A 23,673-nucleotide genomic window follows, 5' to 3' on the forward strand; every position below is an offset into this window, starting at 1 on the left:
TCAGCGCTGGCGAACGAGGGCTGTTGCGATGGCGGCAATACCGTCGCCTCGACCGGTGAAGCCCAGACCATCAGTGGTGGTGGCAGAGACGGTGACAGGTGCACCAACCCAGCTGCTCAGCACGTTTTGTGCTTCCTCACGTCGCGGACTAAACCGTGGCTTGTTTCCTACGATCTGAACGGAAACATTGATGGGGTCAAAGCCGTTTTCTTCGAGCAGTGCGACGGTTCCGCGAATAAACACCTCTCCCGAGGCATTGGCATAGGCGGGGTCGTCGGTGCCAAAGCGGGAACCGATATCTCCCAATCCAGCCGCAGAAAGCAGTGCATCACAGATGGCGTGTGCCACGGCATCGCCATCGCTGTGTCCGGAAAGTTCCTTCTCACCTGGCCAGTGCAATCCTGCAAGCCAGAGGTTCTCGTTTTCTCCAAAGGCGTGCACGTCTATCCCTGTGCCCACGCGGTGACGATCGGGAATTCCACCGAGTACTTGATGAGCACGGTTGAGATCCCATGCTGTGGTGATTTTGAAGGCAACTTCATCGCCGGGAATGGTCGTCATGACTCCTCCGTTGGCGGCAAACACCGATGCGTCATCGGTGAAGTCAGCTGAACCAGCTGCCGCATAGGCTGCATCGAGTTCAGCACGTGGGAAACCCTGTGGAGTTTGAGCAATACGGAGTTGTTCGCGGTCGGCAATGCCCAGAATGCCGCCGGTGACATCCACCTGCTTGAGGGAATCCACGACGGGCAATGCTGGAATAACTCCGGCACCGGTTGCTTGTACAGCCATATCAACATCAGCAAAAACGCTTGTTGGAGTGAGTGCCCGTGCGGCGTCGTGAACCAACACGACCTGAACACCAGAATCAACAACAGCCAACCCGGCAGCAACAGAATCGTGACGGGTTGCCCCACCGGTCACCACAGAAACCAACGACTCCATACCTGGAGCAACCTTGTGCACAATGGCGTGGGCGTCCTCGATGAAGTCGGCAGGTGCCACAACAACAACCTGGACGGGGTAGGGCAGCAAGATGATGGAGCGCAAACTGCGCTCTAAGAGCGTCTGACCCGCGAGATCGACAAAAGCTTTCGGAAGCGCCGCACCTAAACGTGTGCCACTGCCGGCAGCAACAACAATGACTGCTGTGGAGACGTGCAGGTCACCAGACATGCTGAATTTGCCTGCCCTCTCGCGTGATTAGGACGCGAGAACTCCATCAAGGAATTCAGAAGCCTGCTCTTCGTCGGTCTTCTTAGCCAGAGCGAGCTCAGAAATAAGAATCTGACGAGCCTTAGCGAGCATGCGCTTTTCGCCAGCGGAGAGACCGCGGTCCTGGTCACGACGCCACAGGTCACGAACAACCTCAGAAACCTTGATCACGTCACCGGAAGCAAGCTTCTCGAGGTTCGCCTTGTAACGGCGAGACCAGTTGGTGGGCTCTTCAGTGAAAGGAGCACGCAGAACTTCGAAGACCTGCTCGAGTCCTTCTTTGCCAATAACGTCACGGACACCAACAAGGTCAACGTTTTCTGCGGGCACCTCAATGGTGAGATCGCCCTGAACAACGTGGAGCTTGAGATACAGTTTCTCGTCACCCTTGATAACGCGCTTTTTTACTTCGGTAATCTTTGCTGCGCCGTGGTGAGGATAAACAACTGTTTCGCCAACAATGAACTGCATAGGTGTGGGACTCCTTGTATTGAACCCCTAGTTTACCACGGGTATCTGACACTAAAATCTGCCCTCCGCTTCCCACTGAGCGGTGCTGCAACTTCGGTTCTCAATCGCGCCATACGCTAGAGTCAAATGGAAGAAATGGCGGGTAAACCTGTGCACAAGGGCCGCCTCAAAGCTCGGGAGGCTTACGCCGTGAAGGTTCGTGTTCTTGTCGCTGCTGCACTCGCAGTTTCCGTCGCGTTGGGTACCGCAGGATGTAACCTCATCCAGCACCAGGCAACCCGCATTCAATACACTCCCAGCGATGGTGTGAACGTTAACGTGGGCGGTCTTGACCTGCGTAACCTCATGATCATTAGCGACAACGGCAAGACCGGTAACTTCCTGCTCAACGCGGTGAACAGCTCGGGCAAGGACGTCAAGCTTCACATCTCTTTTATCTCAGACAACACCATCATTGATGGTCACGTTGACATTCCTAGCAACGCCAAGGTTCCCACCTCTTTTGGAACCAAGGATGAAGATCGCATCATCCTCGGTGGCATCAACACCATCCCTGGTGGACTGCTCGAGGTTGCATTCGAAGTTGACGGTGACATGAAGACTACTCTTGTCCCCGTTCTCACCTCTGGACAGCCTGAATACGAAGGCTTAGCTCCCAAGAACGTCATTACGATCTCGAAGTAACACACTTAAAAAAGTGACCAGGTACCCCTGGTCACTTTTTTTTGTTTAAGCGTTGGTGTTTTCGACCCGCTCAACAATCTTTTTGAGCGCTTCGATTTCTTTCTTGGTCAACTTGTCAGGATTCTTTTTTGACTTCTGAACAATGATGGACTCTGTCAAGGTGATGTCCACGACAGGTTCTGATTTCCTGAACCAACCAAATAGCTTCATGTTTTTCCTCAATTTCTGGTGATGTGGCGATCAACGGCACAAAGCCGCCTGGTATTGAAGAAAACTTCGGCGTTGAAGTTCTACTTTTTGTTTCCCTGTGCAGCAACGGCAGCAGCACCTGCTGCGGCAGCTTCTGGGTCGAGATACTCTGCTGGGCCAAGTGGACGGAAGTTCTCGTCCAGCTTGTACACCAGAGGAATACCGGTAGGAATGTTGAGTTCTGCGATGTCCTCATCGGAGATGCCATCAAGGTGCTTCACGAGGGCACGCAGAGAGTTACCGTGTGCAGTGACAAGAACGGTCTTGCCTGCGGCGAGGTCCTTGGTGATGTCGGACTCCCAGTAGGGAAGCATGCGCTCAATCACGTCTTTGAGGCACTCAGTTGCAGGAATCTCTCCATCAATGCCGACATAGCGTGGATCGTTGACCTGAGAGTACTTATTGTCATCCGCGATGGGTGGTGGGGGGACATCAAAGGAGCGGCGCCAGGTCTGGAATTGCTCAGGACCGTACTCTGCAAGAGTCTGTGCCTTGTCCTTACCCTGTAGTGCACCGTAGTGACGCTCGTTGAGGCGCCAGCTGCGCTTGACTGGAATCCAGAGACGGTCAGCGGTGTCCAGTGCAAGGTTTGCGGTCTGGATAGCACGGCTGAGAACAGAGGTGTAAAGAACGTCAGGAAGGACACCTGATTCTGCAAGAAGTTCACCCGCGCGCTTGGCTTCGCCAACGCCCTGTTCGCTGAGGCGAACATCTACCCAGCCGGTGAAGAGGTTCTTCTGGTTCCAGTCACTGTTTCCGTGTCTAAGCAAAATCAAAGTGTGCGTCATACCTCCAGTTTATTGGGTGGTTAACTGGTCACTATGCCCGTGGGAAACATCACGCGTGGGACAACCAACGCCAATCGCCTGCGCCGCGTCGACAGGTGGATTTCCACCTGGCCCGCGCTGCGCAGCACGAGCGACCCCCTCGTGGTTGACCTAGGTTATGGCGCCAGTGCGGCAACAACCACTGAATTGGCCAGCAGGCTCGCGAAAGTTCGCCCGGATGTGGAAGTACTCGGACTAGAAATTGACCCTGAACGTGTCACAATCGCGCGCGAGGAACTTGCCACATGGCACGCCACTGGTCTTGTTCCCAATGAGGTTGCTTCCTCCATTTCGTTCGCCCGCGGAGGTTTCGAAGTTCCTGTTGCCGGCAATAGAAAGCCGGTGATTATTCGAGCGTTTAATGTGTTGCGTCAATATGACGAGTCCGAGGTGCAGTCGGCCTGGGATCTCATGCTCTCCCGGCTGCAACCTGGCGGAGTCCTGGTGGAGGGCACCTGTGATGAGATTGGTCGCATCTCCAGTTGGATCGCTGTGACAGAGTCTGGACCACAAACCTTGAGCATTGCACTCAAACTGGATGCCATCGAAATGCCCTCGATCGTGGCGGAGCGTTTACCTAAATCTCTCATTCACCACAATGTTCCCGGGGAGCGCATCCACGACTTTCTGTCCGCCGTGGATAAGTTCTGGCTTACCCACTCCGCACTGAGTAGTTTTGGGGCCACGCAACGCTGGATTGCCACAGCACAGAGCATGAAAGATGCCGGTTGGCCGATCACTGGCGGCAAGACAAGGTGGCGTTTAGGTGAGTTGACGGTCGCCTATGACGCGGTGAGAGCAGGTTAGCTCTCGCGCTTGACTGCGCCCAGGCGCGGCAAACGTGGAACGTTTGCTGTGCGCCCTGCCTCAGGCGGAACAATCACGACCTGTGTTGCAGGAATTACCTCGCCTTGGGAGTGCACACTGAGCATCGCGTCGACGGAGGTGTTGCGTTTGAGGATGGCTAATGCAACCATGCCCTCCTCATAGTGGCGAGCTGCGGCAGTGATGTGGCCGACCTCGTTTTCGCCATCCATCACCGGGTCACCGGTTACAGGAAGCACTTCGGCAACACCGTCCAGGCTGAGGAACACTAAGCGGCGGGGTGGGTGGCCAAGGTTGTGGACTTTGGCCACGGTCTCTTGTCCGCGGTAGCAGCCTTTGTTGAGGTGAACAGCTGAGCGAAGCCAGTCGAATTCGTGTGGCAGGGCGTTCTCGTCTGCCTCGGTGGTGATGCGCGGACGCCATGCGGCAATGCGCAGGGCTTCGAGGGCGTCGGTCCCGGCAAGAATGACGTCACCGACTGCAGCCGCCTGGGCAAGAGTGGTGAGTGCTTCGCGGGGAATGACTGCTTCGGCATAGTTCCACTGGCTTGCTGGGTGGTCTGCGGAATATTGCCACCCGCCTTCGCTGACCTGGTTCCACGGGTCCTGCCACACCACGGGGGTTCCAGTGTGGTTGAGCACGAGTGGCTGGATTGGTTCAGGTATGGAGTCAGCGAAGTAGCCAATAGTGGCCAGTTCCTCAGAGCGATCCACGATCTCAACCTGCTTCATAAAGCGCATTTTGATCAGCCACGCTGTCAGTGCTGGAGCACGGTCTTCATCCACTAGCAGCCACGTGTTCTCGCCATCTTCGAGGATGCGCATGGCGTGCTGGAGGTGACCATGAGGATCCAGAAGCAAAGCTTCTGAACTCTGTCCTGCTTTGAGGCTGTCGAGGCGTTGGCTCAGCAGGGAGTCCAACCAACTCAACCGTTCAGGGCCCGACAGTTGGATAACACCGCGGTGTGAAAGATCCACTAGTGCTGTGCCGGCGGTGAGTGCACGCTGCTCACTAAATGTGTTGCCATAGGCGCGTGCAACGCCAGTGCTCCCAACGATGGCAGCAGGTAATTCAGCTAGGGGTGAGCTGGATGCCGACGATAATGCGTCAGCCATTGTCTGCGCTTAGCGCTGTCCCTTGAACAGCTTGTAAACGACGATGCCAGAAACCCACGCGATGGCCAGGCCTGCAAGAGCAAGGAGGCCAATGAAGAAGAGTTCAATTGCGAGAAGCATGTTCCCATCATATTCCGAGCAGGTACCTACAGCGGTAATACCGCATTCCACACTGAGGAAGTATGTAACCTAACTGAAACACAGCTCATTTACAATAAAACAACAAGCCGAAGCGAGGTGATGATCATGGCAAGCATCCTGATTCTCACTGCGCGCTCCAGCGTGGAAGTTCTTCCCGCTTTGGGTTTGCTATCCCACACGGTTAAAACCATTCCTGCGGAGCCTGCTCAACTTGTCTCAGCACCGCACTGCGATGTGGTTATGGTTGATGCCCGTGCTGATCTGGCCAATGCTAAGAGTCTGTGCAAGATTCTTACCGCCACCGGTTTGAGCTCTCCGCTGCTTCTGATCATCACCGAGGGTGGTCTGGCTGCAGTCACTGCAGACTGGGGCATTACTGATGTTGTTCTCGACACGGCAGGTCCTGCTGAAGTTGATGCTCGTATTCGTTTAGCTCTTGGTCGCGCTGAGCAGGAATCTCCCTCAGAAGCTCGTATTTCTGCCTCCGGCATCGTCATTGATGAAGCCTCTTACTCGGTCAAGGTTCACGACAAGCCGTTGGATCTGACCTATAAAGAGTTTGAACTTCTGCGCTTTTTGGCAACCCATCCCTCACGAGTGTTCACCCGGGAACAGTTGCTCAGTGAAGTGTGGGGATATGACTATTTCGGTGGTACCCGAACAGTGGACGTACACGTGCGTCGTCTGCGCGCCAAGCTGGGCGATATGGAGCAGGTTATTGGCACGGTGCGTAACGTGGGCTACCGCTTCAATGTGGCTGATGAGAGTCACGATCGCTCTTCGGTAACCTCCTAGTTTCTTTCCGGTCACCTGCGCGTGCCAATATGAATGTATGGCCCCGCACGAAATCGATTCGGACTCTGTCGACGTTGACAACGACTTCGACGAGTTCGTTGCTGTCGCAACCGGATCGTTGCCTTCTGATCGCTTCCTCGATCGGGAACTGAGTTGGCTTGCGTTCAATCAGCGAGTATTAGAACTAGCCGAGGATGCCAACCTTCCCCTGCTCGAGCGGGCAAACTTCTTGGCCATCTTTGCCAGCAACCTTGATGAGTTCTTTATGGTGCGCGTGGCAGGTCTCAAGCGCCGCATCATGACCGGCCTGGCAGTGCCCACCAACATTGGTCGGGCTCCAGCTGATGTGTTGGCAGATATCTCTGCCCGAGCCCACGAACTTCAGCTGCGTCATGCTGCGGTGTATCAAGACAGCGTCAAGCCTGCACTCTCTGAGGCGGGCATTCAGATCGTGACCTGGGATTCACTCGACGCTGCCGATCACGACATCTTGCACGACTACTTCACCGACCAGATCTTCCCCGTGTTGATGCCACTGGCAGTGGACCCCGCACACCCCTTCCCCTATATCTCTGGTTTGTCGTTGAACCTGGCTATTCGTGTGCGCAACAGCAAGACCGGAACCGAAGAGTTTGCACGTTTGAAAGTTCCCCAGATGTTGCCCCGCTTTGTTCGTGTGGACAGCCGTGAAGCTGTCACTAACGTGCGCTACATCGCTTTGGAAGATCTCATTGCAAACCAATTGCAAGACCTCTTCCCGGGCATGGAGATCTTGGAGCACCACACCTTCCGTGTGACGCGCAACGAGGATGTCCAAATCGATGAGGACGAAACCGAAGACCTCATCCAGGTTTTGGAAAAGGGTCTGCTCAAGCGCCGCTTTGGTCCCCCCATTCGTCTTGAAGTAGCTGAGCAGATGGACCCCACCACCTTGGATCTGCTCATCCGTGAACTCGATATCACCGAGCAAGAGGTCTATCGCCTGCCAGAACCACTGAACCTGGGCGGTCTGTTTGAAATTGCGGGAATCAAACGTCCCGAACTGCACTACGCACCCCACGTTCCCACCACAGCTGCTGGGCTCACCGCTGCAGACGCGAATGAGCCACGGAGTATTTTCTCCTCGATTCGCCGAGGGGATGTGCTGTTGCACCACCCCTACGAATCGTTCTCAACCAGCGTGCAGTCATTCTTGGAGCAAGCGGCTGCTGACCCCAACGTCTTGGCTATTAAGCAGACGCTCTATCGCACCAGTGGTGACAGCCCTATCGTGCAGGCACTTATTAATGCCGCCGAGGCCGGCAAGCAGGTTCTCGCCCTGGTAGAAATCAAGGCCCGCTTTGATGAGCAGGCCAACATCAGCTGGGCGCGCAAGCTAGAAAAAGCCGGCGTACACGTTGTCTATGGTTTGGTGGGACTGAAGACCCACTGCAAGCTTGCTTTGGTGATTCGCCAAGAAAAGGGTGAGCTCAAGCACTACAGCCACATTGGTACTGGAAACTACAACCCCAAGACCTCCAGGCTTTATGAAGACTTTGGTCTGCTCACCGCAGATCCTGTTGTGGGTAAAGACCTCACCCGTTTGTTCAACGAGCTCTCGGGTTATGCCATTGAAAAGAAGTTCAAGCGCCTGTTGGTTGCTCCCCTGCACCTGCGCAAGGGTCTGCTCAAACTCATCAACGCCGAAACCAAGAATGCCCAGGCAGGTTTACCTGCCCGCATTCGCATCAAGATCAACTCGATGGTGGATGAGAAAATCATTGACGCTCTCTACCTCGCCAGCCAAGCAGGCGTGAAAGTGGATGTGTGGGTGCGCGGTATTTGCTCCCTCAAGGCAGGGGTTCCTGGCCTGAGCGAGAACATTCGTGTGCGCTCTATTCTGGGTCGCTATCTCGAGCACTCTCGTGTGTTCATGTTTGAGAACAACGGTGACCCCCAGGTTTACATCGGTAGTGCCGACATGATGCACCGCAACCTCGACCGTCGCGTTGAAGCGTTGGTTCGTCTGTCTACTCCAGAACACATCACTGAACTTTCTGAGCTGTTTGACCTTGCCCTCGATGACACAACAAGCTCATGGTGGCTAGAGTCAGATGGTTCCTGGAAACGTCACGTTGCCGACGCGGCTGGAAACACCTTGGTGGATCTGCAAGATCTGCTCATGAAACAAATTAGTAAGCGTCGTCGCCCCGGAGGACATAGATGAGTTCCAAGCCTTCTGCCACGGTTTATGCGGCAGGCGCTGTCCTGTGGCGTCACATCGGTGACGATATTCATGTACTTGTTATTCACCGCACCGAACACAAGGATGTCTCACTGCCCAAGGGCAAGGTTGATCCGGGCGAAACACTTCCTCAAACGGCTGTTCGCGAGATTCGTGAAGAAACCGGCATCAAGGTTTCTCTCGGTGTTCCTCTTGGCGCAACTGAATACGTCATGCCCAATGGCAAGAACAAGTTTGTGCAGTATTGGGCTGCTGAAGTAACCACCAAAGCAATCCAGAAGTCTAAGTTTGTTCCCAACGGTGAAGTGGCTGCTTTGGAATGGCTCCCTCTTGCTACCGCCCGCGGTGAGCTCAGCTACGACCCGGATAAAGAAATCCTCGACAACTTTGCTGCCCTCGTGAAAGAAGGGGTTACCAAAACATTTGCTGTCGTAGTCTTGCGCCATGCCAAGGCCACCTCGCCGTCAGACTGGCGAGGAGAGGACTCCTCTCGCCCGCTGACCGAGCGAGGACTCACCCAAGCACACGGCATTGTCCGCACCATCACAGCTTGGAAGCCTAAGCGACTGGTATCGAGCACCGCAGTGCGCTGCAAGGAAACCATCACCCCCACCGCCAAAGCACTCGGTGAAGACGTGAAGTTCACGAAGAAAGTAAGCCAGGACGCCTACGAAAATGGCAGCTCCGATGTGCGCAGTGTTGTGGGAGATATCGTCCGCAAGCGCAAGAGTGCGATTGTCTGCACACACGGTCCGGTTGCCCCTGCCGTCATTCGTGAGATTGCCCTAGCAACAGGCACCCCTCGCACCTCGGCACTTGATGAGGCAGGCCTACTCGACACCGCAGCATTCAGCATCGTGCACCTCAGCTCAACGCACCCCTCCTCAGGCATCATTGCTGTGGAGACGCACTCGTCACTGCTGTAACTCACAGGCATGAAAATGCCGAACCGTAGTGAACGCCTCTCGGCGGAAGGCCGCTCGCAGCGGCGAAATATTGGAGCCCGGGGTTACTACGGTCCGGCACAACAAGAATAGCAATTAGTCCAGAGCGTGGTCACGCCACAACCGGGCACACACAGCCAATTCATGGGCAGTTTGTGTCAATCGTGCAGCTTGTTGAGTGAGTGTCCCAGCGCGCTCAGGATGAGTCAGATCGGAAAGGTTGGCAGTTGCGGTACAGCCGGCTGAAACGATTCGACAAAACGCTGCTGCACGATCGAGTGCTCCACTGAAATCTCCGGTGAATGCTCCGTGCAAAATCGTGTCGGCTAACGTCACCATCTCATCAGGACCTGCTGGGGTAGGGGCACCGGCAACAACAACATCGGCTGTGCTGAGCTGTTCAAGACCTTCACTAAAGAGCACACTCATCTGGGGTGCCTGGGCACGAATGAGGTCTCTAATTAAGTACATCCGCCACAGTGCACCGGGTAAGGAGTGTGCGCTTGAGCGGGACCACAGTTCCGCCAGAGTATCGATGCCGTTCTCATCGGCGAAAGTGACAACCCGCTGCACCACGTCTGCCGAGGCGCCCTCCTGCACACGAGATAACAATGCCCGCGCTGTGTCATGAGCAATGGCCGAAACTTCGGCTGGATCATCCCCGCCCTGAAATGCGCTGAACTCATGGCCAGCAAACAATGCTGGTTTTCGATAGGGCGCAGACATGTATTCATTCTGCCGGAGACTAGGGTGAATATATGGACACAATCGTCTTCGCCCTCATTCTGGCATCAGCACTTCTCATCATTTTTGTCAAAAAGCGTTGGGTCGTTGTTCTCGGCTTTGCAGTGGCATTTATTGCCACAGCATTCCTGTTTTCACACCACGTCACCAGCACCCTTGATTTGAGCTTCTAATGAGTGAGATTCACGTCTCTGCCTTGCAGACCGAAACCGGCAACACCACTGTTGTGGTTGGTGACACCCGCGTTGTTGTTCCCCCACCCACCAAGCCTCACCACATCCTCTTAGGCAAGCTGGGCTTCTGGGCACAGATCGGATTCATGCTTGCCTACATCGGAGTTCTCTCCGGTGCAATGTTCTACTTCCAATTCGGCTTGGGCGAATTCCCCTGCCCACTGTGTATCACCCAGCGCATGGGCATGATGCTCTCTTCACTGGGTGCGCTCTATGTCGTGGTGAACTCACTGCGAGGAACGCTCTCACCCTCTGGCTTCATGACTGGTTTGGGCTTTGCCATCTTGGGTGCACTCCTGGGTGCCACGATGTCGATTCGCCAAATCTTGCTGCACATCATGCCCGGTGACCCCGGCTACGGCGGAGCCGTGCTGGGTCTTCACCTCTACACTTGGGCACTGATCAGCTTCGTTGTGGTGTTGGTCTTCGCTGGTGTCCTGCTCACCTTCGGAACTGAATTCCTGCCTGTTCGCCCCAGCTCGAGCTTTGGTCGTGTGGTGGCATGGGTAGTAATCGGGATCTTCCTGTTCACCATCGTGGCCAACCTGATTGCGGTCTTCGCTCTTGAAGGCTTCAACTGGTACCTGCCAGATGACCCCACCAGCTATGAACTGTTCAACCAGCTGGGCTGGAGTAAATAGACACTTCTGGTCTGTTCTAGACTAGATACGTGCTTTTCAAGCACGGCGGGCCTCTAGCTCAGTTGGTTAGAGCATCGGACTTTTAATCCGAGGGTCGTGGGTTCGATCCCCACGGGGCCTACCAAATAAACAAAGGGAAGTAGCCGGATTGGTTACTTCCCTTTGTAGCATCTGGGACCCTATCTGGGACCCTATCTCACTCTTTTTAATGTCCGTGGGACCTTATACAGTTATGAGTGCCAATCAAGAGGCCATAACAAAAAGGGGGAAATAATGGCTGTTTTAGTCATTCCACTGAAAGATACTGAGTGGATTTCTGGGGTAGGTGAGACATACAGACTTGCCAACTGGAAGAAGCTAATTGGCAATATAAAGCCAGGGGTTGAGTATAAGCAGAAGCTAATGGTTCATCTCGTTCCAGAACCAACAAACAAATATGACAAAACTGCAGTAGCTCTCCACGTAAACAGTATTCATGTCGGATATTTGCCAAGTGATCTAGCTGCAAAACACTTCAACAAAATAAGCGCCGTCTACAAGCGGAAAGATTCCCTTGTTGCATATGGTTCAATATGGGCAGTGAAAAGAGGTAGCGACCTGAACGTCAACGTGTCAGTTAACCTGCCCGAGTCAATCGACCTAGCATCATTGACAAACCTAGAAGATGCCCCAAGCCAGCCGACTCGCTCTTCAGCCTCCGAGGTTTCTAACATTATTGAGCTGCCTTCTTCGCAAAAAGAAACTAAAGCTCCTACAACTACACTTCGTGAAAAAATTGCAGCAGATAAGAAAGCATCAGCTCTATTCCTGGTATTAATTATCCTTTTCAAGGTATTTGTTACCCTCTTTGTTGCAGCTGCAGCCCAGGGGATTTCTGGTACACCAGTTGCAGCACTAATTGTGTTTGTTGCCGGATTTGTCTGGATTGTCTTTGGCAAGAAAATCAAAGCAGCTCGAGACGCTAGGAAGAAGTAACCCATGAGGAAGATTCTTGGGATAGCTGCAGGAGCAATTACTGCAGTAGCTTTCACCATCTGGGGAGTGGCATCAGTCAACACAACACCCGAGCCTGTACAGACACAGCAAGTAGTCGTCCAGGATGCACCAATCTCAACAAGCATTGATGCAGTTCAAGCTCCAGCAGTCGACAACGCCACGCCAATACCTGAGCCGCCAAAGAAATGCCCTGAGGGAAGTCAAGCAAACTCAGGCGATGCCAGCGGGGACACATCTTGCTACTGGGAGATTTGTTTCCACCTGACCCTCCCAGACAGTACACATCCAGAATGTAGCTCCGACTTCAAACCATAAAGAAGAAGCCCCCACCCAGACCGAAATCTGAGTGGGGGTAATTCTTTATCTACTGGCAGGACTCACACTGGAACGCATCCATCGGATCTACGGGGATGACGTATTCACCAACGAAGTCAGAGCTTTTCTCTGTGCTCATAGCTTTGTAGAAGTGTTAGCTGCAGGCATCACGTTGAGCACTACAGTGACCAAACCAACAATTTGAGCGAGCTGTTCCTGAGTCAGGTAGCCATAGGCTGCCAGGAGAGCACCGACTGCAATCAGCACTCGGTAAATATAGGCACGCACTTCCTGCGTGAAAATTGACTTGAGCTTTTCCATAGTTCTCCTTTACTTAACAACCCACGTAGCAAACGCTGCAATGAAACCGAGCAAACCGATACCCATTGCAATCCAGTTAGTTATGTGGACTCGTGGTCCCTGGCGTTGCTTCAGAAGCTCAATCTCAACATCATGCTCAGCGAGCTTTTTCCAATGCCTGTCAGTCGTGTTTTCAAGACGATCTAACTTGTCGTTCACGGCTTTCACCATTTCTTCGAGTCGCCCTACGGCAACAAGTACGTCACTAAGCGATGGTTCAGGCATTACGAACTCATTCGTTTAGCAATTTCATCATTGACAGCCTTAGCAATTGCTTTACTGAATGCAGCTGTGTCAATGCCTGACATAGAAGAAGATCTGTTAGAAAAAGTGTCTTTGTACCATTCACGAAATGACTTGAACTCTGCTTCTTGAGCAAAATCCCATTGGTGCATTCCACTTTTTCTCAATACTCCCAGGCGGTAATCATCTGGAATGTGCGTAACAACATCAGTACCGAGGTTATACACGTACATGTTTCCCTCTGCGTTTGTGCGTGCAATAACAATCATGTTTTGTTCCTCTTCGTCAGTTGGGAAAATGTTTACTTTAGGCCGAAGAAAACCAAGGACATAGTCCATAGTTCTATTCAGTCTCTTCACGTATGACTTTCCTTCGGACCAGTAGCCTGTTTCCATGGTTCCGAAAGTTGACCCATCCCAGTCACGTTCAACAACACCAATGTGTCCATTTTCAGCCTGGTATGGTCCGTAGCGGCCAACAAAAATATCTCCCCTTTTCGGGTTCTCAGATACTTGAATGAAGAACTCAACCAGAGGCGGTTTAGCAGAGAACTCTGTCCACCATTGGAAGGCTGACTGAATGCCAGATGGAAGTGGGTATTGCAATGCTCCAGCTTCATACAAGTTAGCTAGTGCAACACATTGATCTGCGCCGTTATTGAATACGTTTGTCCCCGAGGGTATTGAGAAAAACTCCTCAATACTCATCGGGGATATGCCAACAATTCTCATTTTTCAAGAACTGCTAGTCGAGCTTCAATAGCACTCAAGCGTTGTGCTTGCTTTTGTAGTTGCGGAATGATTGCCACTGCAAGTCGCTCATAGTGGACACCTGCAGGGCTACCATCCTCATTGAAGTAGACAAACTTTTCCAAGCCGACTTCAAGAAGTTGTTCCGCAATTACACCAACCTCAATCGGCGCTTCTTTTCCTAAAGCTTCAACTGCATCGATGTACCTAAAATCAACAATTTCAGCATCAAGAATTGCGTCTGCATCAAGAGTTGTCGGTTCAATGTCTTGTTTGACGGTTCGACTTGAAGCTGTCTGCCCGAAAGTTCCGTCAACATTCACCCACACGGCACGATAGGCGCCGTAAGTTACTGAGGTGTTGTATACACCGGTTGACTTTACGCCACCCCAAACGTTTAAGTAACCGCCTGTGAGGTTATCTGAAGCGATTGTGAATGCCCCGTTATTCCAGTCGCCTTGCCCAAACTTTGAAGTAGGGATTGTGGGAATGCGGTTAAGGTTCAACGTTCCGGCAACAATTGCACCAGCATCGTGCGTGTGACTAGAAGCAGCATATGAACCTGCAGGCTGCTTGCTATCAAGTGCAGCCTGCAAATTAGTTACGTCACCAATTACGTGATAGTGAGAAACGTCTGCTGCACCAATGTTGCCAGGGGTAATACCCAGCGCACTTCGTGCCGAAGCAGCTGTTGATGAACCAGTGCCGCCACTAGCTACTGGAACAATTGGGAGTCTTGCTGAGTCAACTGTCCCTGAAGTTATGACAGAAGCATCAAGTGACGTAGGAGTTACAACCTCCCAAGTGCTTCCAGTGAAGGTTTCTAGCTTGCCAATAGTTGTGTTGAATCCAGTCAAGCCAAGGAATGCAGGTTTGCGATTTGCTGTCGTCCACACATTCTCAATAAAGGTGCGCTTGTCAGTTACATTTCCTGCACTAATAGTTGTTACAGATGCGCCGACAGCAACATTTGCTAACAACAATTCATAGATTGCGGTATCAGTTTGAGTCAACGAGGGGGCAGAAGGCGATGCTGCAGGAGTACCTGCAATAACTGCAAGCACAATCGAATTAGCTGATGGATCAAGACGCAAAACAATTGAATCAATTCGTGGAGATGATGCCGCAGCTGAAATTACCAAAGTCTCTTCAGCAGTTGATTGGTACATATGCCCACGGACAATTGCTTGTGATAATCCGCCAGCTACCTTGACTTTCACATTCATGCCTGAAGAGTCTGCATAAACCATCAGGTTGTTATCACCTGGTACACCGTTTACACCCTGACCTATGTTCCGCAGGAGTCGTGAATACTGTGTTTCAGTAGTGTCGACGCCTTCGAATGGCCAACTTGACTGGGTCATTGTTTCTCCTTAAATAAGAAAAGCCCCAAAGGGCCATAAATGTCTTGGGGTTTTCTTAGGTTTTGATGATGTAGTTCAAAACTATGTATGGCTGCAAGTTACTGTGCGCCTGTGATGCGTCTACGGCAGCAGCATTGTTTACAGTCAAACCAGTTGTGCTTGAGTTATTTGTTGCAGTTGTGTTTTGGTTAGTTGCAGTTTGGTTTTGTGTAGTCGAGTTCAGCGCATAACCACCGCCACCAGTTGACACATTTGCACTTGCATAACCACTTCCATTTGTTAGGAAGGCATTATTCGATGAACCAGCATGGTTATGTGCATTTTGAACATGTGTATGTGGATTCTGCGTGTGGTTGTGCCCAGGATCAGTAATACCGTGCCCATGTGAAGGTAACCCAGATTGAGCAGCAGTTAGTGTTACTGTTTCGGCGCCGCCAGTTGCTCCAAGTGCTCCAAATGTTCCAGAAGTACTCTTACCAACAGGAACACGAGTCTGCAAATCAGGCAAGTTGAAGCTTGCTCCAGAGCCACCGTAGGTGTACCCAATAACAGCAAACAACGATGCGTAAGTGGTCGTTGAAAGGGACTGCCCCTGAGCCATCAAGAACCCAGAAGGAGCTGACGTTCCTGCATATTGCAAGATTGCGCCAACAGGAGTTCCCACACCATCGTTACCAGCTGGCAAAGTCAAGTTCAAAGTTTGACTTGGTGCAGTGCCAGTGATGGTTGCAGCAGCTGCAGAACCTGCAGCACCTGTCGTAACTGTGCCGATAGAAAGCGAGTTTGCTGGACCAGCAGGACCCGTAGGACCAGCAGGACCTGTTGCACCTGTCGCACCTGTGGCTCCAGTTGCCCCCTGGGGAATAGTGAAATTGAATACTGCTGCAGAGCTAGTGCCCGAATTAGTTACAGACGCGCTAGAACCGGCAGACCCAGTAGTCGTTGTACCGACACTAATTGTTGCAGCAGAACCAGCAGGACCAGTCGCACCTGTAGGGCCTTGAGGTCCAGTCGGTCCGGCAGGGCCAGTTGCTCCCGTGGCACCAGTCGCACCAGTCGCGCCAGTCGCGCCGGTAGCTCCACGAGGAATAGTGAAGTCCAAAACAACATTCGTAGACGAACCAGAGTTCGTCACAGAAGCGTTAGAACCGGCCACGCCAGTCGTAGTAGAACCAACATTCACCGACACAGTAGCTAAGCCACCAGAACCAGACTCTTTACGCTCCAGTGCATTCACACGCTTAGTAGTCGTAACCTGCTTCTTGGCAACCAAAGCGTCATAATCGACACCCGTAGGCTGACCAACAGTCGCGCCTACACGGACGCCATCAGCCTCAACGCTCAAAGCCACCTGGGTGACAACAGCAGAAACCTCTTGACCACCGACAACGACAGTCACAGAGTCGCCCAAGTTCCAGTCGAGACCGTAACGCATAGTCGAATCAGACGAAGGAACAACATCAATAGATGTCACAGTCGCGCCAGACTCAGCCAAAGCCTCAAGCCCAGCCTGCTCCAGCTCAGCAGTAACAGCAGTATTGCGTTGATCTATAAACGTCTCGATGCGTCGACCCCACAAGGTTTCAGCAGCTAAAGATTCAGAAGTATCAACCTCAATAAAGGTACGGTCAGTACCTTCTCCCTGGCCTGCAACGATGGCGCGAGAAAGCTCCATGATGCCGTAACCATAAGCGGTAGAAGCCAGAGTGTTGTTCTGGACATCCATACGGATTTCACCAGTACGGTCTGCAGGAGCAAACACTGAGAACTCAAGCTCGAGGTCATTCTGTTTGATATCAAAACCAAGCCCGTCAACAACAGCAAGCTCAGTCAACAGCTCGCCCAGAATGTCAAAACGTGCCGACTTAGTAACCAGAGAACCAATCGCAGTATCTGGAGCCAAAGCCAAGTTAGAAATCGCGCGAGATGCAGGAGCTACACCAGGCAAAAGGTTACGTTCAACAAAGCCATACATGGCCGTTGAAGCAACCTCAGAAGTCACAGTGTCATAAGCAGAAGTTTGCGCAGTAACATCAGCAGTCGAAGGCGTAGGGTATGCCAGACGCTCACCCAAAATGACAGAATCATCCACACCACGAATAGTCATTACCCCGTGAGGGTCACCAGCCTCAGACACATTCTCAACAGCCGTCGTAGGGCCAGAAAGAATAACGCCAGCAGTCTGGTGAGTAACCAAAATACCTGCCCCAGGAGCAGCCAAAGCCAACCCAAGAACATGATCTGCAGGGAGAGTAATTTCCCACGAGCCAACATTGTTGAAACGCAGGACAGATTTCCAGCCAACAAGGTCAGTTGGAAGGAGCTGTCCAATACGATTCAATGATTCGTCGCGGACTTCGAATGTCAGCTCGTTGATGTTCATTAGTGAACTACTTCCTTACGTGGTTGGTAGTAGAGAGAAATCAGAGTGTTTGCGTCAGCACCCACAGCCTCAACAGTCACCGAAGAATTACCGGCAGGTAGAGTGAACAGTTTCGGAGCGACAGCAAGATTCGCATACTGATTCACGCCATCTTCATCTACGACAGTTCCTGCAGCAGTGTTCACCGTAATAGTTGAACCCGTAGCGATAGGAGCCGCGTACTCGAAAGACAACCCATTCTGAGACGTAACAGATACAGCATCTGCAGGCCCTTGGAAACTCCACACAGGGTAAGCCTCAACATCGCCCAAGTTCTCAATCTCAATCTCACCGATTGCCTGAGAACCAGTCACACGCAATTCAGCAAGGTCAGGAATCAGAGAACGGCCAGTCCCAGGGACAGCAACCGAGAACGATTCAGCCTGCTGACGAATCCAAAATGGGTTAGCGAACTGCATCGAAAGAACCCAGCGTGACCAGGCAACATTCGCATCCTCACCCTTAGTGGTTTCAGCACCAGCGACATAGTGTCCCTGAGTCAGCTCCCACACCTCACCAGTTGAGTATGAAGCGCGTAAAACAGTCCCACCAGACTTGTCATGCAACAAGTTAGAAAGACGCCTCAGATTTGATTCCACAGTCACACGGTCAGTTCCAAAAACAACAACCGGTAGATCCATTTCACGAATGCCACGCTTAGAGAAACGCCACACTCCACCATCAGAAGCAGAGTCGTCAATCCGGACTGAAGTCGACGGGATGCCCATTCCAGACAATCCAGTTGTCAGAACATAATCTCCAGCGTCAGTGAAAACAATTTCGTCACCGTTCGCTCCAACAAGCGAAAGAGTTACGTTTACCATCCAACGACCTTGGCCCTTCTCATAGCTGTAAACAGTGCCTGCTCCGCATCAAGCGAAGTATTGGGTGCAGCGTTGTAAACGATTGTCTGACCAGATGCTTTATCCAGGGGAACAACTGATGCACCCCTGTTGAGGTTCAAAAGTTCAGGACCCTTCTCACCAACAAGCACAGTTCCAGAACCAGTAATCGTTCCCCCGTTAGCAAGCAGAGGAATCTTGTTCAGCTTGAACCCGATAGAGCCACCGGTTGCTTTGCTGATGAAACTTCCAACACCGTTCAGAGCACCAATAACGCCATTGACCAGGTTCAGGATTGTGTTGATGTAAGACTTCACAAGCCACACAACACCGTTGAACACGTTGCCAATAACCTGCCCAATACCGTTGAACACGGCACTGAAAACGTCACCAATAGCTTTGATACCTGGAGTAATCCAGCCAACAAAACCAGCCCATACGGTACTAATCCACTTGACTACTGAATCCCAGTTCATGGCCAGCAGAATGATTGCACCAATCAAGGCCATAATTCCGATGATGATCCATGTGATTGGGTTAGCCAGCAGTGCAGTGTTCATCGCCCAAGTGGCAATAGTGACACCGACAAAAGCTGCCGCCAAGATTCCAAGCGCGATAGCGAGTGCTTGAACAACGACAGGGTTATCTGCCATCCAATTCATCAAGTCCGCACCAACAATGGCGAGCTTTTCAACAGCAGGCAAAACAAGTAACCCGAGAGTCTCTTGGAAGTTCGCAAACGACTGAGACATCTTGTCTGCGTTCGTTGCAGTAGCCTCAGCAGTTCCACCAACCTGAGTCTCAAGCTCCTTCATCATCAAAGCCTGAGCACCAGCCATGTCACCAGCGGTAACCATGGCCTCAATCATGGCTTTCTGTTCATCAGTGAACTGAACACCCATACGACCCAAAGACGCCATGCCCTGAATCGGGTCATTCAACGCCTTACCCAAAGCAACAGCGTTACCCTCAGCAGAACCAAAACCTGCAGCAGCCAAGTCCATGGCAGCCATAGTGGCGCGGTCAAACATTCCACCCATGTCGCCTGCAGTTGCTGCAAGCTCCTTGAACGTCAACAGTTTGGCCTGAGTGTTCTTGATAGCGTCCTCGTCAAGACCCTTGTTCAGAGCCTGTGCTTGAGCTAGATCAATGAGTCGCTGTGAAACTTCACCAGCGTTCTTACCGAACAGCCCCATCGAGGAAGCAATCTGGTTGATACGAGCGTTCTGCTCAACCTCAGCTTGAGCTGCACCAACGATGTCTTTAGTGAAGTTACCAATAGCGACACCACCAACGATGGCAGCCATAGGGCCAGCGAGAGACTTCAAACTTCCCATCATGCCCTGGCCCATTGATTGACCTACAGGGCCACCAATGTTTGAGAACTCATTCTCCAGTGCAGACTGTGCTCCCGTCATCGAGGGAACAATTTGAACGTATGCCTCCGCTATACGTGACGCCATCAGGACTCCTTTGGATTCATGCGTTCAAGATTGCGGAGAACATCCGCACGTGAATGAGTGGTCTTTCCAGACCGTTTGACGTTTGAGTCAGGCCACGGCCTTTGAAGAGGTTTGATTTTCTTCTTCGAATTGATCTGATGTGTCAGGTCAAACAGTTCAGCAATGAGCATCCACTCGTGAGTGACTGGATATTTCCAATCGTTGAGTGCTGCTTGAAGCCAAGAAGAAGGGTCGCGGAACAAGATTGATGTGAGGTGTAATGCTTCACGCCAAGAGATGCTCTCTCCGACCTCGTCCCAGGACAGGTTGTAACGACTCCGAAAGTCTGCGCGAATCTCTGAAGGATAAGACTCGGCAATCTCTAGGAGCCGGAAGATTCCCCCATTGTGACCCCGTTGGTCCAGGCTTTGATGATGTCGCCAACATCAGAAAGTGGCTTTTCATCGAGTGCTTTTAGTTCAGCTGAGTCCTCGCCAAGGGTTAGCTCGAGAACGAGGAACGCTGCATCAACATCGTTCTCTGCTTTGCGTGATTTACGCACAACACCCGAAGGGATGTTTTCAAACTTGGGGATGGCGAAGTCTTTGCCTTTGTGTTCGAAGTGGAACTTTTCTGCGGACATGATGTCTCCTTAGTGCGGTTTGTTAGGAAGTGCGGACGATGGGTAACCAGGGCCGGTGAGTCCGCACAACACCGGCCCTGGAGTTTGTTACTCGAACTCGCTAAAGAAAGCGTCCGAGGTGCGACCGTCAGTCGCGTAAGCGGTAACAGTTACGCCGTACATCAGAGCCTCACCGTTAGCGATGGTCTGAGCTTCAACAGCAAGAACTTCACCGGAAGGAATGTAGTGACGGATTACCTTTGCACCGTCAACAACGTCGATAACGAAAGACTTGCGTCCGCCAGTAGATGCTGGGTTGACTTCAATCTTTCCGCCGACCATGGTTGCACCGAAGTACAGTTCCAGAACTGCTTCGTTAGTTTCGAGCAGTGAGAAGGTGAAAGTCTCGGTTGCTTCAGTAACAACTTCACGGACGAGGTCAGCGTTCTGCCATCCACGGATTTGGTTGGTGGACTTGTCGAGAGCGTGAGCGATACCGTCAGCGGAAACGTATCCAAGCTCGGTGAAACCGGTGAGTACTGAGTCTGATGCGGTTGGTGCGGTTGCAGTGGTGGCACCGACGTAGCACTTGCCTGTAATTCCCACCACAACTGAATCGGCTGAGAGAGCCATGTTTTCTCCAAATGGTTAAACGAAAAACACCCTCGGTCGAGAGTGTTGAGGTGGGCAAAGCCCAATCTGAGTGCGGTCAGAAAATTAGACGTCTGAAGCTTTCACAACGAGTTCGAACGACATGTATCGCTGTTCCTCAGTAGCTTCGTTATCTACACGAACTGGAGACATCACAGTCTCCACAAGTTTGATGTCGCCCCAGTTATATGTCCGCATAAGAGACTCGACTAGACGAGCTAAATCACTAGCGTCAGCGTAAGTTCCTGCGAACACATTCACTCCAAGACGTTCAGTCTTAGTGATTCCACGAACACGCTGGCCTCCGCCATCTGCACGAACCATGACGATACGTGCAGGGTAAGGGGATACATCAGGAGCAGGCTTCTTGGTAGCAACAAAAACGTTAGAAGCGAATGGGAAAGTTGACGCGCTCAGTGAAGATTTCAAACGCGAAACAATCAGTTTTTCCACATCAGGAAACATGGTCGCCATTATTTCTCCAAACGTGAAATTGTTTGAGCAAGCCTGCCCGTAATTGATTCGCGAAACAGTGCACCAGGTCTAGTGTCAACAACGTTCGCCACATACTTAGTGCGACGCATCCAAGGCTGAGCTTCATAGCCAGAACCTGCACTTGCAGCAAAGACTTCAGCAGCCTCGTCAACAGCACTCACAATGCCGTCCTCGTGCATCAGAGCGATGATTCCCTGCTTGTCCAGCTTGATACGTGCCTTAGCCATCTCGACGCCTTAGAGCTACAACTACGCCTTTAGAGACGTTCAACATTGACGTCCACTCCTGCGAGAAACCATCCTTGACGTAACGGTTACCCCGAACAACAAAGATGTCTTCGTCCTGCACAGTAGAACCAGCAGGCATGTACAACATCATTTGAGTGTCAATGGGTGAACCCTCGACAGTGACCGGTTCATTAGTTGAACCCCAGCCGACCAGGCATCCAGGAACAGTCACTTCAGCAGTCGTGAAAGTAGGGTTTCCATAATCATCAACAGCACCAAGAGTGCGCCTGATGATAGTTACTGACTCGCCCATGTTCACCGTCCAAAGTGAGTAGCGTCACCACGGTAGTGAGTGAACTTGCCGTTACCCATCAGCGATGCAGTACCAATGTGCTTCTGTCGGTAAGAGTCAGCGACAGCCTGCTCAGCAGGAGAAAGCATGACCTGAGAACCAACAGCCCAAGACGCATACTCTTGCGAGAACGGCCCAGTTGTTTGCTTAGTGATACCGGAAGCAGCGTCAGGAGCAATCGACAAAGTACGAGCAACCATGCCAGCTACGACAGCCACCACAGGTTCAGGGATAGTTGCCGAACCATGCTCGTAAACAATCTTGAGAGGGGTAGATGTGTAGACGTCAAAGAGCGTCTGGAATCCATCCCAGGTGTAGTCAACGGGAACACCGTTGATGTCCTCGACAGAGATGATCTCGATGACGGGACGTTGAAGGAGACGCACGACGCCATCCTTCGGGAATACGCGAACTGTTGATTCGCCTACTTCAAATTGCTGTTCTGACCTGTTGACGAAAAGTGCGGACGCATCCTCAAGCCAGGCAGTCGCTTTTGCTTCTTCAGCAGTAGTGAGTTCACGACCGAGTCGTGCTTCAACATCTGCGATGGTTGCGAGAGCCATTCACGCGCCTTTCGTTCAAGGTAAAGAAAGTATTCAGTTATGTGGAAGGTGAGGGCCGACCGAAGTCGACCCCCACCTGTACGCGCCAGATTAGGCAGATACGTACTTGTAAACAGCGGTTGGGCGAGTAACCTTTGCGCCGTAAACGTTCAGACCACGAACGATGTCGCTGAACTTGCTTGGGTTACGCAGAGACTCAACCTTGTCAATCTGAGAAACGAAAGCAGCAGCTGCAGAGTGGTAACCAACTGCAACAGGCTTGGTAGCCTCAGCGAAAGCAGGAGTCTCGATAACGTCCATACCGAACAGGCGTGCAACCTGGCCGTTACGGAGTTCGTTAGATCCACCAGCAAGAGCTACGTCAGACAGTCCGCCAACGAGCAGGTCAGCGAAAGCAGGGTTTACTGCAACGAAACGGTCGCCAGTTGGAACCTTAGCCTTAGCCATGAGGGTACGAATCTTCTGCAGAGCAGCCTTAGCCTCAGCGAAGGTGTCAACAGCTACAGGAGTTGACTCCTGTGCAGAGGTAGCACCTGCAATGAGCTGAGCAATAACGTACTCTTCAGCATCTTCTGCAAGGCCCTTACCGGCTGCAGAAACCCAAGCGTCGAACGAACCTGCAGCCTGAACTGCGTCAACGTCGTCAACGTTTACAGAGAAGGCACGCTCCTGGTCAATGAGGAGAGTAACCTCAGTGTCAGCGAGAGCCTCGGGGTCGATAACGCGACCGGCACCAGCGTAGTCAACGATGGTTGGAGTGGTTGCGTTGATGATGTGAACAGTGTTGCCCTTGCGTGCATCGCCGGAGAACTGAGTGTTCAGGGTAGGGATAATGAGCTGGTTTGCGAAGAACGATTCCTGTACGCCTGCGCTCCAGATTTCTGGGATGAAGTTGTCGATAGCCATTAGCTATCTCCTTTCG

30 protein-coding genes and 1 tRNA gene are annotated in these 23,673 nt (G+C 52.1%); 10 read left to right on the forward strand and 21 right to left on the reverse strand.

Annotated features, from left to right (window positions below):
- Both ispD and AUMI_RS05405 read right to left on the reverse strand, forming a co-directional pair.
- Nucleotides 1–1,176: a 2-C-methyl-D-erythritol 4-phosphate cytidylyltransferase gene (ispD, locus tag AUMI_RS05400; protein ID WP_096382187.1), complete on the reverse strand. Its 1,176-nt coding sequence runs from the start codon at nt 1,174–1,176 to the stop codon at nt 1–3.
- A gap of 27 nt (nt 1,177–1,203) precedes the next feature.
- Nucleotides 1,204–1,686 (reverse strand): CarD family transcriptional regulator, encoded by a 483-nt coding sequence (locus tag AUMI_RS05405; RefSeq protein WP_096382189.1) that lies wholly within the window; start codon nt 1,684–1,686, stop codon nt 1,204–1,206.
- A 135-nt stretch (nt 1,687–1,821) separates the two neighbouring features.
- Here AUMI_RS05405 and AUMI_RS05410 point away from each other — a divergent pair, with 135 nt between their 5' ends.
- Entirely contained in the window at nt 1,822–2,370 is a 549-nt protein-coding gene (locus AUMI_RS05410) for a hypothetical protein (protein ID WP_096382192.1), read from the forward strand.
- 45 nt (nt 2,371–2,415) lie between these two features.
- Here the strand turns inward: AUMI_RS05410 and AUMI_RS08170 are convergent, their stop codons facing one another.
- Together AUMI_RS08170 and AUMI_RS05415 are read right to left on the reverse strand one after the other, a co-directional pair.
- Complete coding sequence (locus AUMI_RS08170; RefSeq protein ID WP_172418264.1) at nt 2,416–2,580, reverse strand: hypothetical protein; 165 nt, start codon at nt 2,578–2,580, stop codon at nt 2,416–2,418.
- A gap of 80 nt (nt 2,581–2,660) precedes the next feature.
- Entirely contained in the window at nt 2,661–3,407 is a 747-nt protein-coding gene (locus AUMI_RS05415; RefSeq protein WP_096382194.1) for a phosphoglyceromutase, read from the reverse strand.
- 33 nt (nt 3,408–3,440) lie between these two features.
- On the opposite strand from AUMI_RS05415, the gene AUMI_RS05420 reads away from it, so the two are divergent.
- Nucleotides 3,441–4,253 carry a class I SAM-dependent methyltransferase gene (locus AUMI_RS05420; protein WP_172418265.1) on the forward strand — a complete coding sequence of 271 codons (813 nt, stop codon included), beginning with the start codon at nt 3,441–3,443 and terminating at the stop codon, nt 4,251–4,253.
- On the opposite strand, the gene ygfZ is transcribed toward AUMI_RS05420, so the two are convergent.
- A complete protein-coding gene (gene ygfZ, locus AUMI_RS05425) occupies nt 4,250–5,386 on the reverse strand; it encodes a CAF17-like 4Fe-4S cluster assembly/insertion protein YgfZ (protein WP_096382198.1) in 1,137 nt (378 codons plus the stop codon). The genes AUMI_RS05420 and ygfZ overlap by 4 nt on opposite strands.
- Nucleotides 5,387–5,632: 246 nt before the next feature.
- Here ygfZ and AUMI_RS05430 point away from each other — a divergent pair, with 246 nt between their 5' ends.
- From AUMI_RS05430 to AUMI_RS05440, 3 genes are read left to right on the forward strand one after another with little or no spacing between them, the layout of a single operon-like run.
- The gene (locus AUMI_RS05430; protein ID WP_096383489.1) at nt 5,633–6,322 is read left to right on the forward strand and encodes a winged helix-turn-helix transcriptional regulator; all 690 of its coding nucleotides are present in this window, start codon (nt 5,633–5,635) and stop codon (nt 6,320–6,322) included.
- A 37-nt stretch (nt 6,323–6,359) separates the two neighbouring features.
- Nucleotides 6,360–8,528: an RNA degradosome polyphosphate kinase gene (locus AUMI_RS05435; RefSeq protein ID WP_096382201.1), complete on the forward strand. Its 2,169-nt coding sequence runs from the start codon at nt 6,360–6,362 to the stop codon at nt 8,526–8,528.
- Complete coding sequence (locus AUMI_RS05440) at nt 8,525–9,472, forward strand: NUDIX hydrolase (protein WP_096382203.1); 948 nt, start codon at nt 8,525–8,527, stop codon at nt 9,470–9,472. The genes AUMI_RS05435 and AUMI_RS05440 overlap by 4 nt, the downstream gene beginning before the upstream one ends.
- A gap of 114 nt (nt 9,473–9,586) precedes the next feature.
- Here the strand turns inward: AUMI_RS05440 and AUMI_RS05445 are convergent, their stop codons facing one another.
- Entirely contained in the window at nt 9,587–10,216 is a 630-nt protein-coding gene (locus tag AUMI_RS05445) for a DNA-directed RNA polymerase subunit beta (RefSeq protein ID WP_096382206.1), read from the reverse strand.
- 32 nt (nt 10,217–10,248) lie between these two features.
- On the opposite strand from AUMI_RS05445, the gene AUMI_RS08175 reads away from it, so the two are divergent.
- From AUMI_RS08175 to AUMI_RS08110, 5 genes are all read left to right on the forward strand, one after another.
- Nucleotides 10,249–10,407, forward strand: a complete 159-nt coding sequence (locus AUMI_RS08175) for a DUF5993 family protein (protein WP_162784024.1) — start codon at nt 10,249–10,251, stop codon at nt 10,405–10,407.
- A complete protein-coding gene (locus tag AUMI_RS05450) occupies nt 10,407–11,108 on the forward strand; it encodes a disulfide bond formation protein B (protein WP_096382209.1) in 702 nt (233 codons plus the stop codon). The genes AUMI_RS08175 and AUMI_RS05450 overlap by 1 nt, the downstream gene beginning before the upstream one ends.
- 47 nt (nt 11,109–11,155) lie before the next feature.
- Nucleotides 11,156–11,232: transfer RNA gene (locus AUMI_RS05455), tRNA-Lys, on the forward strand.
- A gap of 149 nt (nt 11,233–11,381) precedes the next feature.
- Complete coding sequence (locus tag AUMI_RS05460) at nt 11,382–12,083, forward strand: HIRAN domain-containing protein (RefSeq protein ID WP_096382211.1); 702 nt, start codon at nt 11,382–11,384, stop codon at nt 12,081–12,083.
- A 3-nt stretch (nt 12,084–12,086) separates the two neighbouring features.
- Nucleotides 12,087–12,419, forward strand: a complete 333-nt coding sequence (locus AUMI_RS08110; protein WP_148664055.1) for a hypothetical protein — start codon at nt 12,087–12,089, stop codon at nt 12,417–12,419.
- Nucleotides 12,420–12,468: 49 nt separating this feature from the next.
- On the opposite strand, the gene AUMI_RS08115 is transcribed toward AUMI_RS08110, so the two are convergent.
- The 15 genes from AUMI_RS08115 to AUMI_RS05535 form a co-directional block, all read right to left on the reverse strand.
- A complete protein-coding gene (locus AUMI_RS08115) occupies nt 12,469–12,558 on the reverse strand; it encodes a ribonucleotide-diphosphate reductase subunit beta (protein WP_148664056.1) in 90 nt (29 codons plus the stop codon).
- Entirely contained in the window at nt 12,555–12,740 is a 186-nt protein-coding gene (locus AUMI_RS05465) for a phage holin (protein ID WP_096382214.1), read from the reverse strand. Before AUMI_RS05465 ends, AUMI_RS08115 begins: the two co-directional genes overlap by 4 nt.
- Before the next feature lie 9 nt (nt 12,741–12,749).
- Nucleotides 12,750–13,004, reverse strand: coding sequence for a hypothetical protein (locus AUMI_RS05470; protein WP_096382216.1), 255 nt, complete (start codon nt 13,002–13,004; stop codon nt 12,750–12,752).
- Nucleotides 13,004–13,729: a CHAP domain-containing protein gene (locus AUMI_RS05475; protein ID WP_172418266.1), complete on the reverse strand. Its 726-nt coding sequence runs from the start codon at nt 13,727–13,729 to the stop codon at nt 13,004–13,006. Before AUMI_RS05475 ends, AUMI_RS05470 begins: the two co-directional genes overlap by 1 nt.
- A 20-nt stretch (nt 13,730–13,749) precedes the next feature.
- A complete protein-coding gene (locus tag AUMI_RS05480; protein WP_096382221.1) occupies nt 13,750–15,135 on the reverse strand; it encodes a tail fiber domain-containing protein in 1,386 nt (461 codons plus the stop codon).
- A 55-nt stretch (nt 15,136–15,190) separates the two neighbouring features.
- The gene (locus tag AUMI_RS05485; RefSeq protein WP_096382224.1) at nt 15,191–17,518 is read right to left on the reverse strand and encodes a Gp37-like protein; all 2,328 of its coding nucleotides are present in this window, start codon (nt 17,516–17,518) and stop codon (nt 15,191–15,193) included.
- On the reverse strand, nt 17,518–18,381 hold the full coding sequence (locus AUMI_RS05490) for a phage tail family protein (protein ID WP_096382226.1): 864 nt from the start codon (nt 18,379–18,381) through the stop codon (nt 17,518–17,520). Before AUMI_RS05490 ends, AUMI_RS05485 begins: the two co-directional genes overlap by 1 nt.
- On the reverse strand, nt 18,375–19,862 hold the full coding sequence (locus tag AUMI_RS05495) for a phage tail tape measure protein (RefSeq protein ID WP_096382229.1): 1,488 nt from the start codon (nt 19,860–19,862) through the stop codon (nt 18,375–18,377). Before AUMI_RS05495 ends, AUMI_RS05490 begins: the two co-directional genes overlap by 7 nt.
- A gap of 361 nt (nt 19,863–20,223) precedes the next feature.
- Nucleotides 20,224–20,484, reverse strand: coding sequence for a hypothetical protein (locus AUMI_RS05505; protein ID WP_096382234.1), 261 nt, complete (start codon nt 20,482–20,484; stop codon nt 20,224–20,226).
- Between the two features lie 87 nt (nt 20,485–20,571).
- Nucleotides 20,572–21,096, reverse strand: a complete 525-nt coding sequence (locus AUMI_RS05510; protein ID WP_096382236.1) for a phage tail tube protein — start codon at nt 21,094–21,096, stop codon at nt 20,572–20,574.
- Between the two features lie 84 nt (nt 21,097–21,180).
- Entirely contained in the window at nt 21,181–21,588 is a 408-nt protein-coding gene (locus AUMI_RS05515; RefSeq protein WP_096382239.1) for a hypothetical protein, read from the reverse strand.
- Nucleotides 21,588–21,836 carry a hypothetical protein gene (locus AUMI_RS05520; RefSeq protein WP_096382242.1) on the reverse strand — a complete coding sequence of 83 codons (249 nt, stop codon included), beginning with the start codon at nt 21,834–21,836 and terminating at the stop codon, nt 21,588–21,590. The genes AUMI_RS05515 and AUMI_RS05520 overlap by 1 nt, the downstream gene beginning before the upstream one ends.
- On the reverse strand, nt 21,829–22,149 hold the full coding sequence (locus AUMI_RS05525; protein ID WP_096382244.1) for a hypothetical protein: 321 nt from the start codon (nt 22,147–22,149) through the stop codon (nt 21,829–21,831). The genes AUMI_RS05520 and AUMI_RS05525 overlap by 8 nt, the downstream gene beginning before the upstream one ends.
- 2 nt (nt 22,150–22,151) lie before the next feature.
- Nucleotides 22,152–22,751 (reverse strand): hypothetical protein, encoded by a 600-nt coding sequence (locus tag AUMI_RS05530; RefSeq protein WP_096382246.1) that lies wholly within the window; start codon nt 22,749–22,751, stop codon nt 22,152–22,154.
- Between the two features lie 90 nt (nt 22,752–22,841).
- A complete protein-coding gene (locus AUMI_RS05535) occupies nt 22,842–23,657 on the reverse strand; it encodes a hypothetical protein (RefSeq protein ID WP_096382249.1) in 816 nt (271 codons plus the stop codon).
- Between the last annotated feature and the right edge of the window lie 16 nt (nt 23,658–23,673).

The organism is Aurantimicrobium minutum (genome assembly GCF_002355535.1).
In the GTDB taxonomy this organism is placed as follows: domain Bacteria; phylum Actinomycetota; class Actinomycetes; order Actinomycetales; family Microbacteriaceae; genus Aurantimicrobium; species Aurantimicrobium minutum.

What these genes read in the sequence shown, in the direction of transcription:
- ispD (WP_096382187.1), bottom strand. Translation starts at nt 1,176, where the DNA reads ATGTCTGGTGACCTGCACGTCTCCACAGCAGTCATTGTTGTTGCTGCC.
- AUMI_RS05405 (WP_096382189.1), bottom strand. Translation starts at nt 1,686, where the DNA reads ATGCAGTTCATTGTTGGCGAAACAGTTGTTTATCCTCACCACGGCGCA.
- AUMI_RS05410 (WP_096382192.1), top strand. Translation starts at nt 1,822, where the DNA reads ATGGCGGGTAAACCTGTGCACAAGGGCCGCCTCAAAGCTCGGGAGGCT.
- AUMI_RS08170 (WP_172418264.1), bottom strand. Translation starts at nt 2,580, where the DNA reads ATGAAGCTATTTGGTTGGTTCAGGAAATCAGAACCTGTCGTGGACATC.
- AUMI_RS05415 (WP_096382194.1), bottom strand. Translation starts at nt 3,407, where the DNA reads ATGACGCACACTTTGATTTTGCTTAGACACGGAAACAGTGACTGGAAC.
- AUMI_RS05420 (WP_172418265.1), top strand. Translation starts at nt 3,441, where the DNA reads ATGCCCGTGGGAAACATCACGCGTGGGACAACCAACGCCAATCGCCTG.
- ygfZ (WP_096382198.1), bottom strand. Translation starts at nt 5,386, where the DNA reads ATGGCTGACGCATTATCGTCGGCATCCAGCTCACCCCTAGCTGAATTA.
- AUMI_RS05430 (WP_096383489.1), top strand. Translation starts at nt 5,633, where the DNA reads ATGGCAAGCATCCTGATTCTCACTGCGCGCTCCAGCGTGGAAGTTCTT.
- AUMI_RS05435 (WP_096382201.1), top strand. Translation starts at nt 6,360, where the DNA reads ATGGCCCCGCACGAAATCGATTCGGACTCTGTCGACGTTGACAACGAC.
- AUMI_RS05440 (WP_096382203.1), top strand. Translation starts at nt 8,525, where the DNA reads ATGAGTTCCAAGCCTTCTGCCACGGTTTATGCGGCAGGCGCTGTCCTG.
- AUMI_RS05445 (WP_096382206.1), bottom strand. Translation starts at nt 10,216, where the DNA reads ATGTCTGCGCCCTATCGAAAACCAGCATTGTTTGCTGGCCATGAGTTC.
- AUMI_RS08175 (WP_162784024.1), top strand. Translation starts at nt 10,249, where the DNA reads ATGGACACAATCGTCTTCGCCCTCATTCTGGCATCAGCACTTCTCATC.
- AUMI_RS05450 (WP_096382209.1), top strand. Translation starts at nt 10,407, where the DNA reads ATGAGTGAGATTCACGTCTCTGCCTTGCAGACCGAAACCGGCAACACC.
- AUMI_RS05460 (WP_096382211.1), top strand. Translation starts at nt 11,382, where the DNA reads ATGGCTGTTTTAGTCATTCCACTGAAAGATACTGAGTGGATTTCTGGG.
- AUMI_RS08110 (WP_148664055.1), top strand. Translation starts at nt 12,087, where the DNA reads ATGAGGAAGATTCTTGGGATAGCTGCAGGAGCAATTACTGCAGTAGCT.
- AUMI_RS08115 (WP_148664056.1), bottom strand. Translation starts at nt 12,558, where the DNA reads ATGAGCACAGAGAAAAGCTCTGACTTCGTTGGTGAATACGTCATCCCC.
- AUMI_RS05465 (WP_096382214.1), bottom strand. Translation starts at nt 12,740, where the DNA reads ATGGAAAAGCTCAAGTCAATTTTCACGCAGGAAGTGCGTGCCTATATT.
- AUMI_RS05470 (WP_096382216.1), bottom strand. Translation starts at nt 13,004, where the DNA reads ATGCCTGAACCATCGCTTAGTGACGTACTTGTTGCCGTAGGGCGACTC.
- AUMI_RS05475 (WP_172418266.1), bottom strand. Translation starts at nt 13,729, where the DNA reads ATGAGTATTGAGGAGTTTTTCTCAATACCCTCGGGGACAAACGTATTC.
- AUMI_RS05480 (WP_096382221.1), bottom strand. Translation starts at nt 15,135, where the DNA reads ATGACCCAGTCAAGTTGGCCATTCGAAGGCGTCGACACTACTGAAACA.
- AUMI_RS05485 (WP_096382224.1), bottom strand. Translation starts at nt 17,518, where the DNA reads ATGAACATCAACGAGCTGACATTCGAAGTCCGCGACGAATCATTGAAT.
- AUMI_RS05490 (WP_096382226.1), bottom strand. Translation starts at nt 18,381, where the DNA reads ATGGTAAACGTAACTCTTTCGCTTGTTGGAGCGAACGGTGACGAAATT.
- AUMI_RS05495 (WP_096382229.1), bottom strand. Translation starts at nt 19,862, where the DNA reads ATGGCGTCACGTATAGCGGAGGCATACGTTCAAATTGTTCCCTCGATG.
- AUMI_RS05505 (WP_096382234.1), bottom strand. Translation starts at nt 20,484, where the DNA reads ATGTCCGCAGAAAAGTTCCACTTCGAACACAAAGGCAAAGACTTCGCC.
- AUMI_RS05510 (WP_096382236.1), bottom strand. Translation starts at nt 21,096, where the DNA reads ATGGCTCTCTCAGCCGATTCAGTTGTGGTGGGAATTACAGGCAAGTGC.
- AUMI_RS05515 (WP_096382239.1), bottom strand. Translation starts at nt 21,588, where the DNA reads ATGGCGACCATGTTTCCTGATGTGGAAAAACTGATTGTTTCGCGTTTG.
- AUMI_RS05520 (WP_096382242.1), bottom strand. Translation starts at nt 21,836, where the DNA reads ATGGCTAAGGCACGTATCAAGCTGGACAAGCAGGGAATCATCGCTCTG.
- AUMI_RS05525 (WP_096382244.1), bottom strand. Translation starts at nt 22,149, where the DNA reads ATGGGCGAGTCAGTAACTATCATCAGGCGCACTCTTGGTGCTGTTGAT.
- AUMI_RS05530 (WP_096382246.1), bottom strand. Translation starts at nt 22,751, where the DNA reads ATGGCTCTCGCAACCATCGCAGATGTTGAAGCACGACTCGGTCGTGAA.
- AUMI_RS05535 (WP_096382249.1), bottom strand. Translation starts at nt 23,657, where the DNA reads ATGGCTATCGACAACTTCATCCCAGAAATCTGGAGCGCAGGCGTACAG.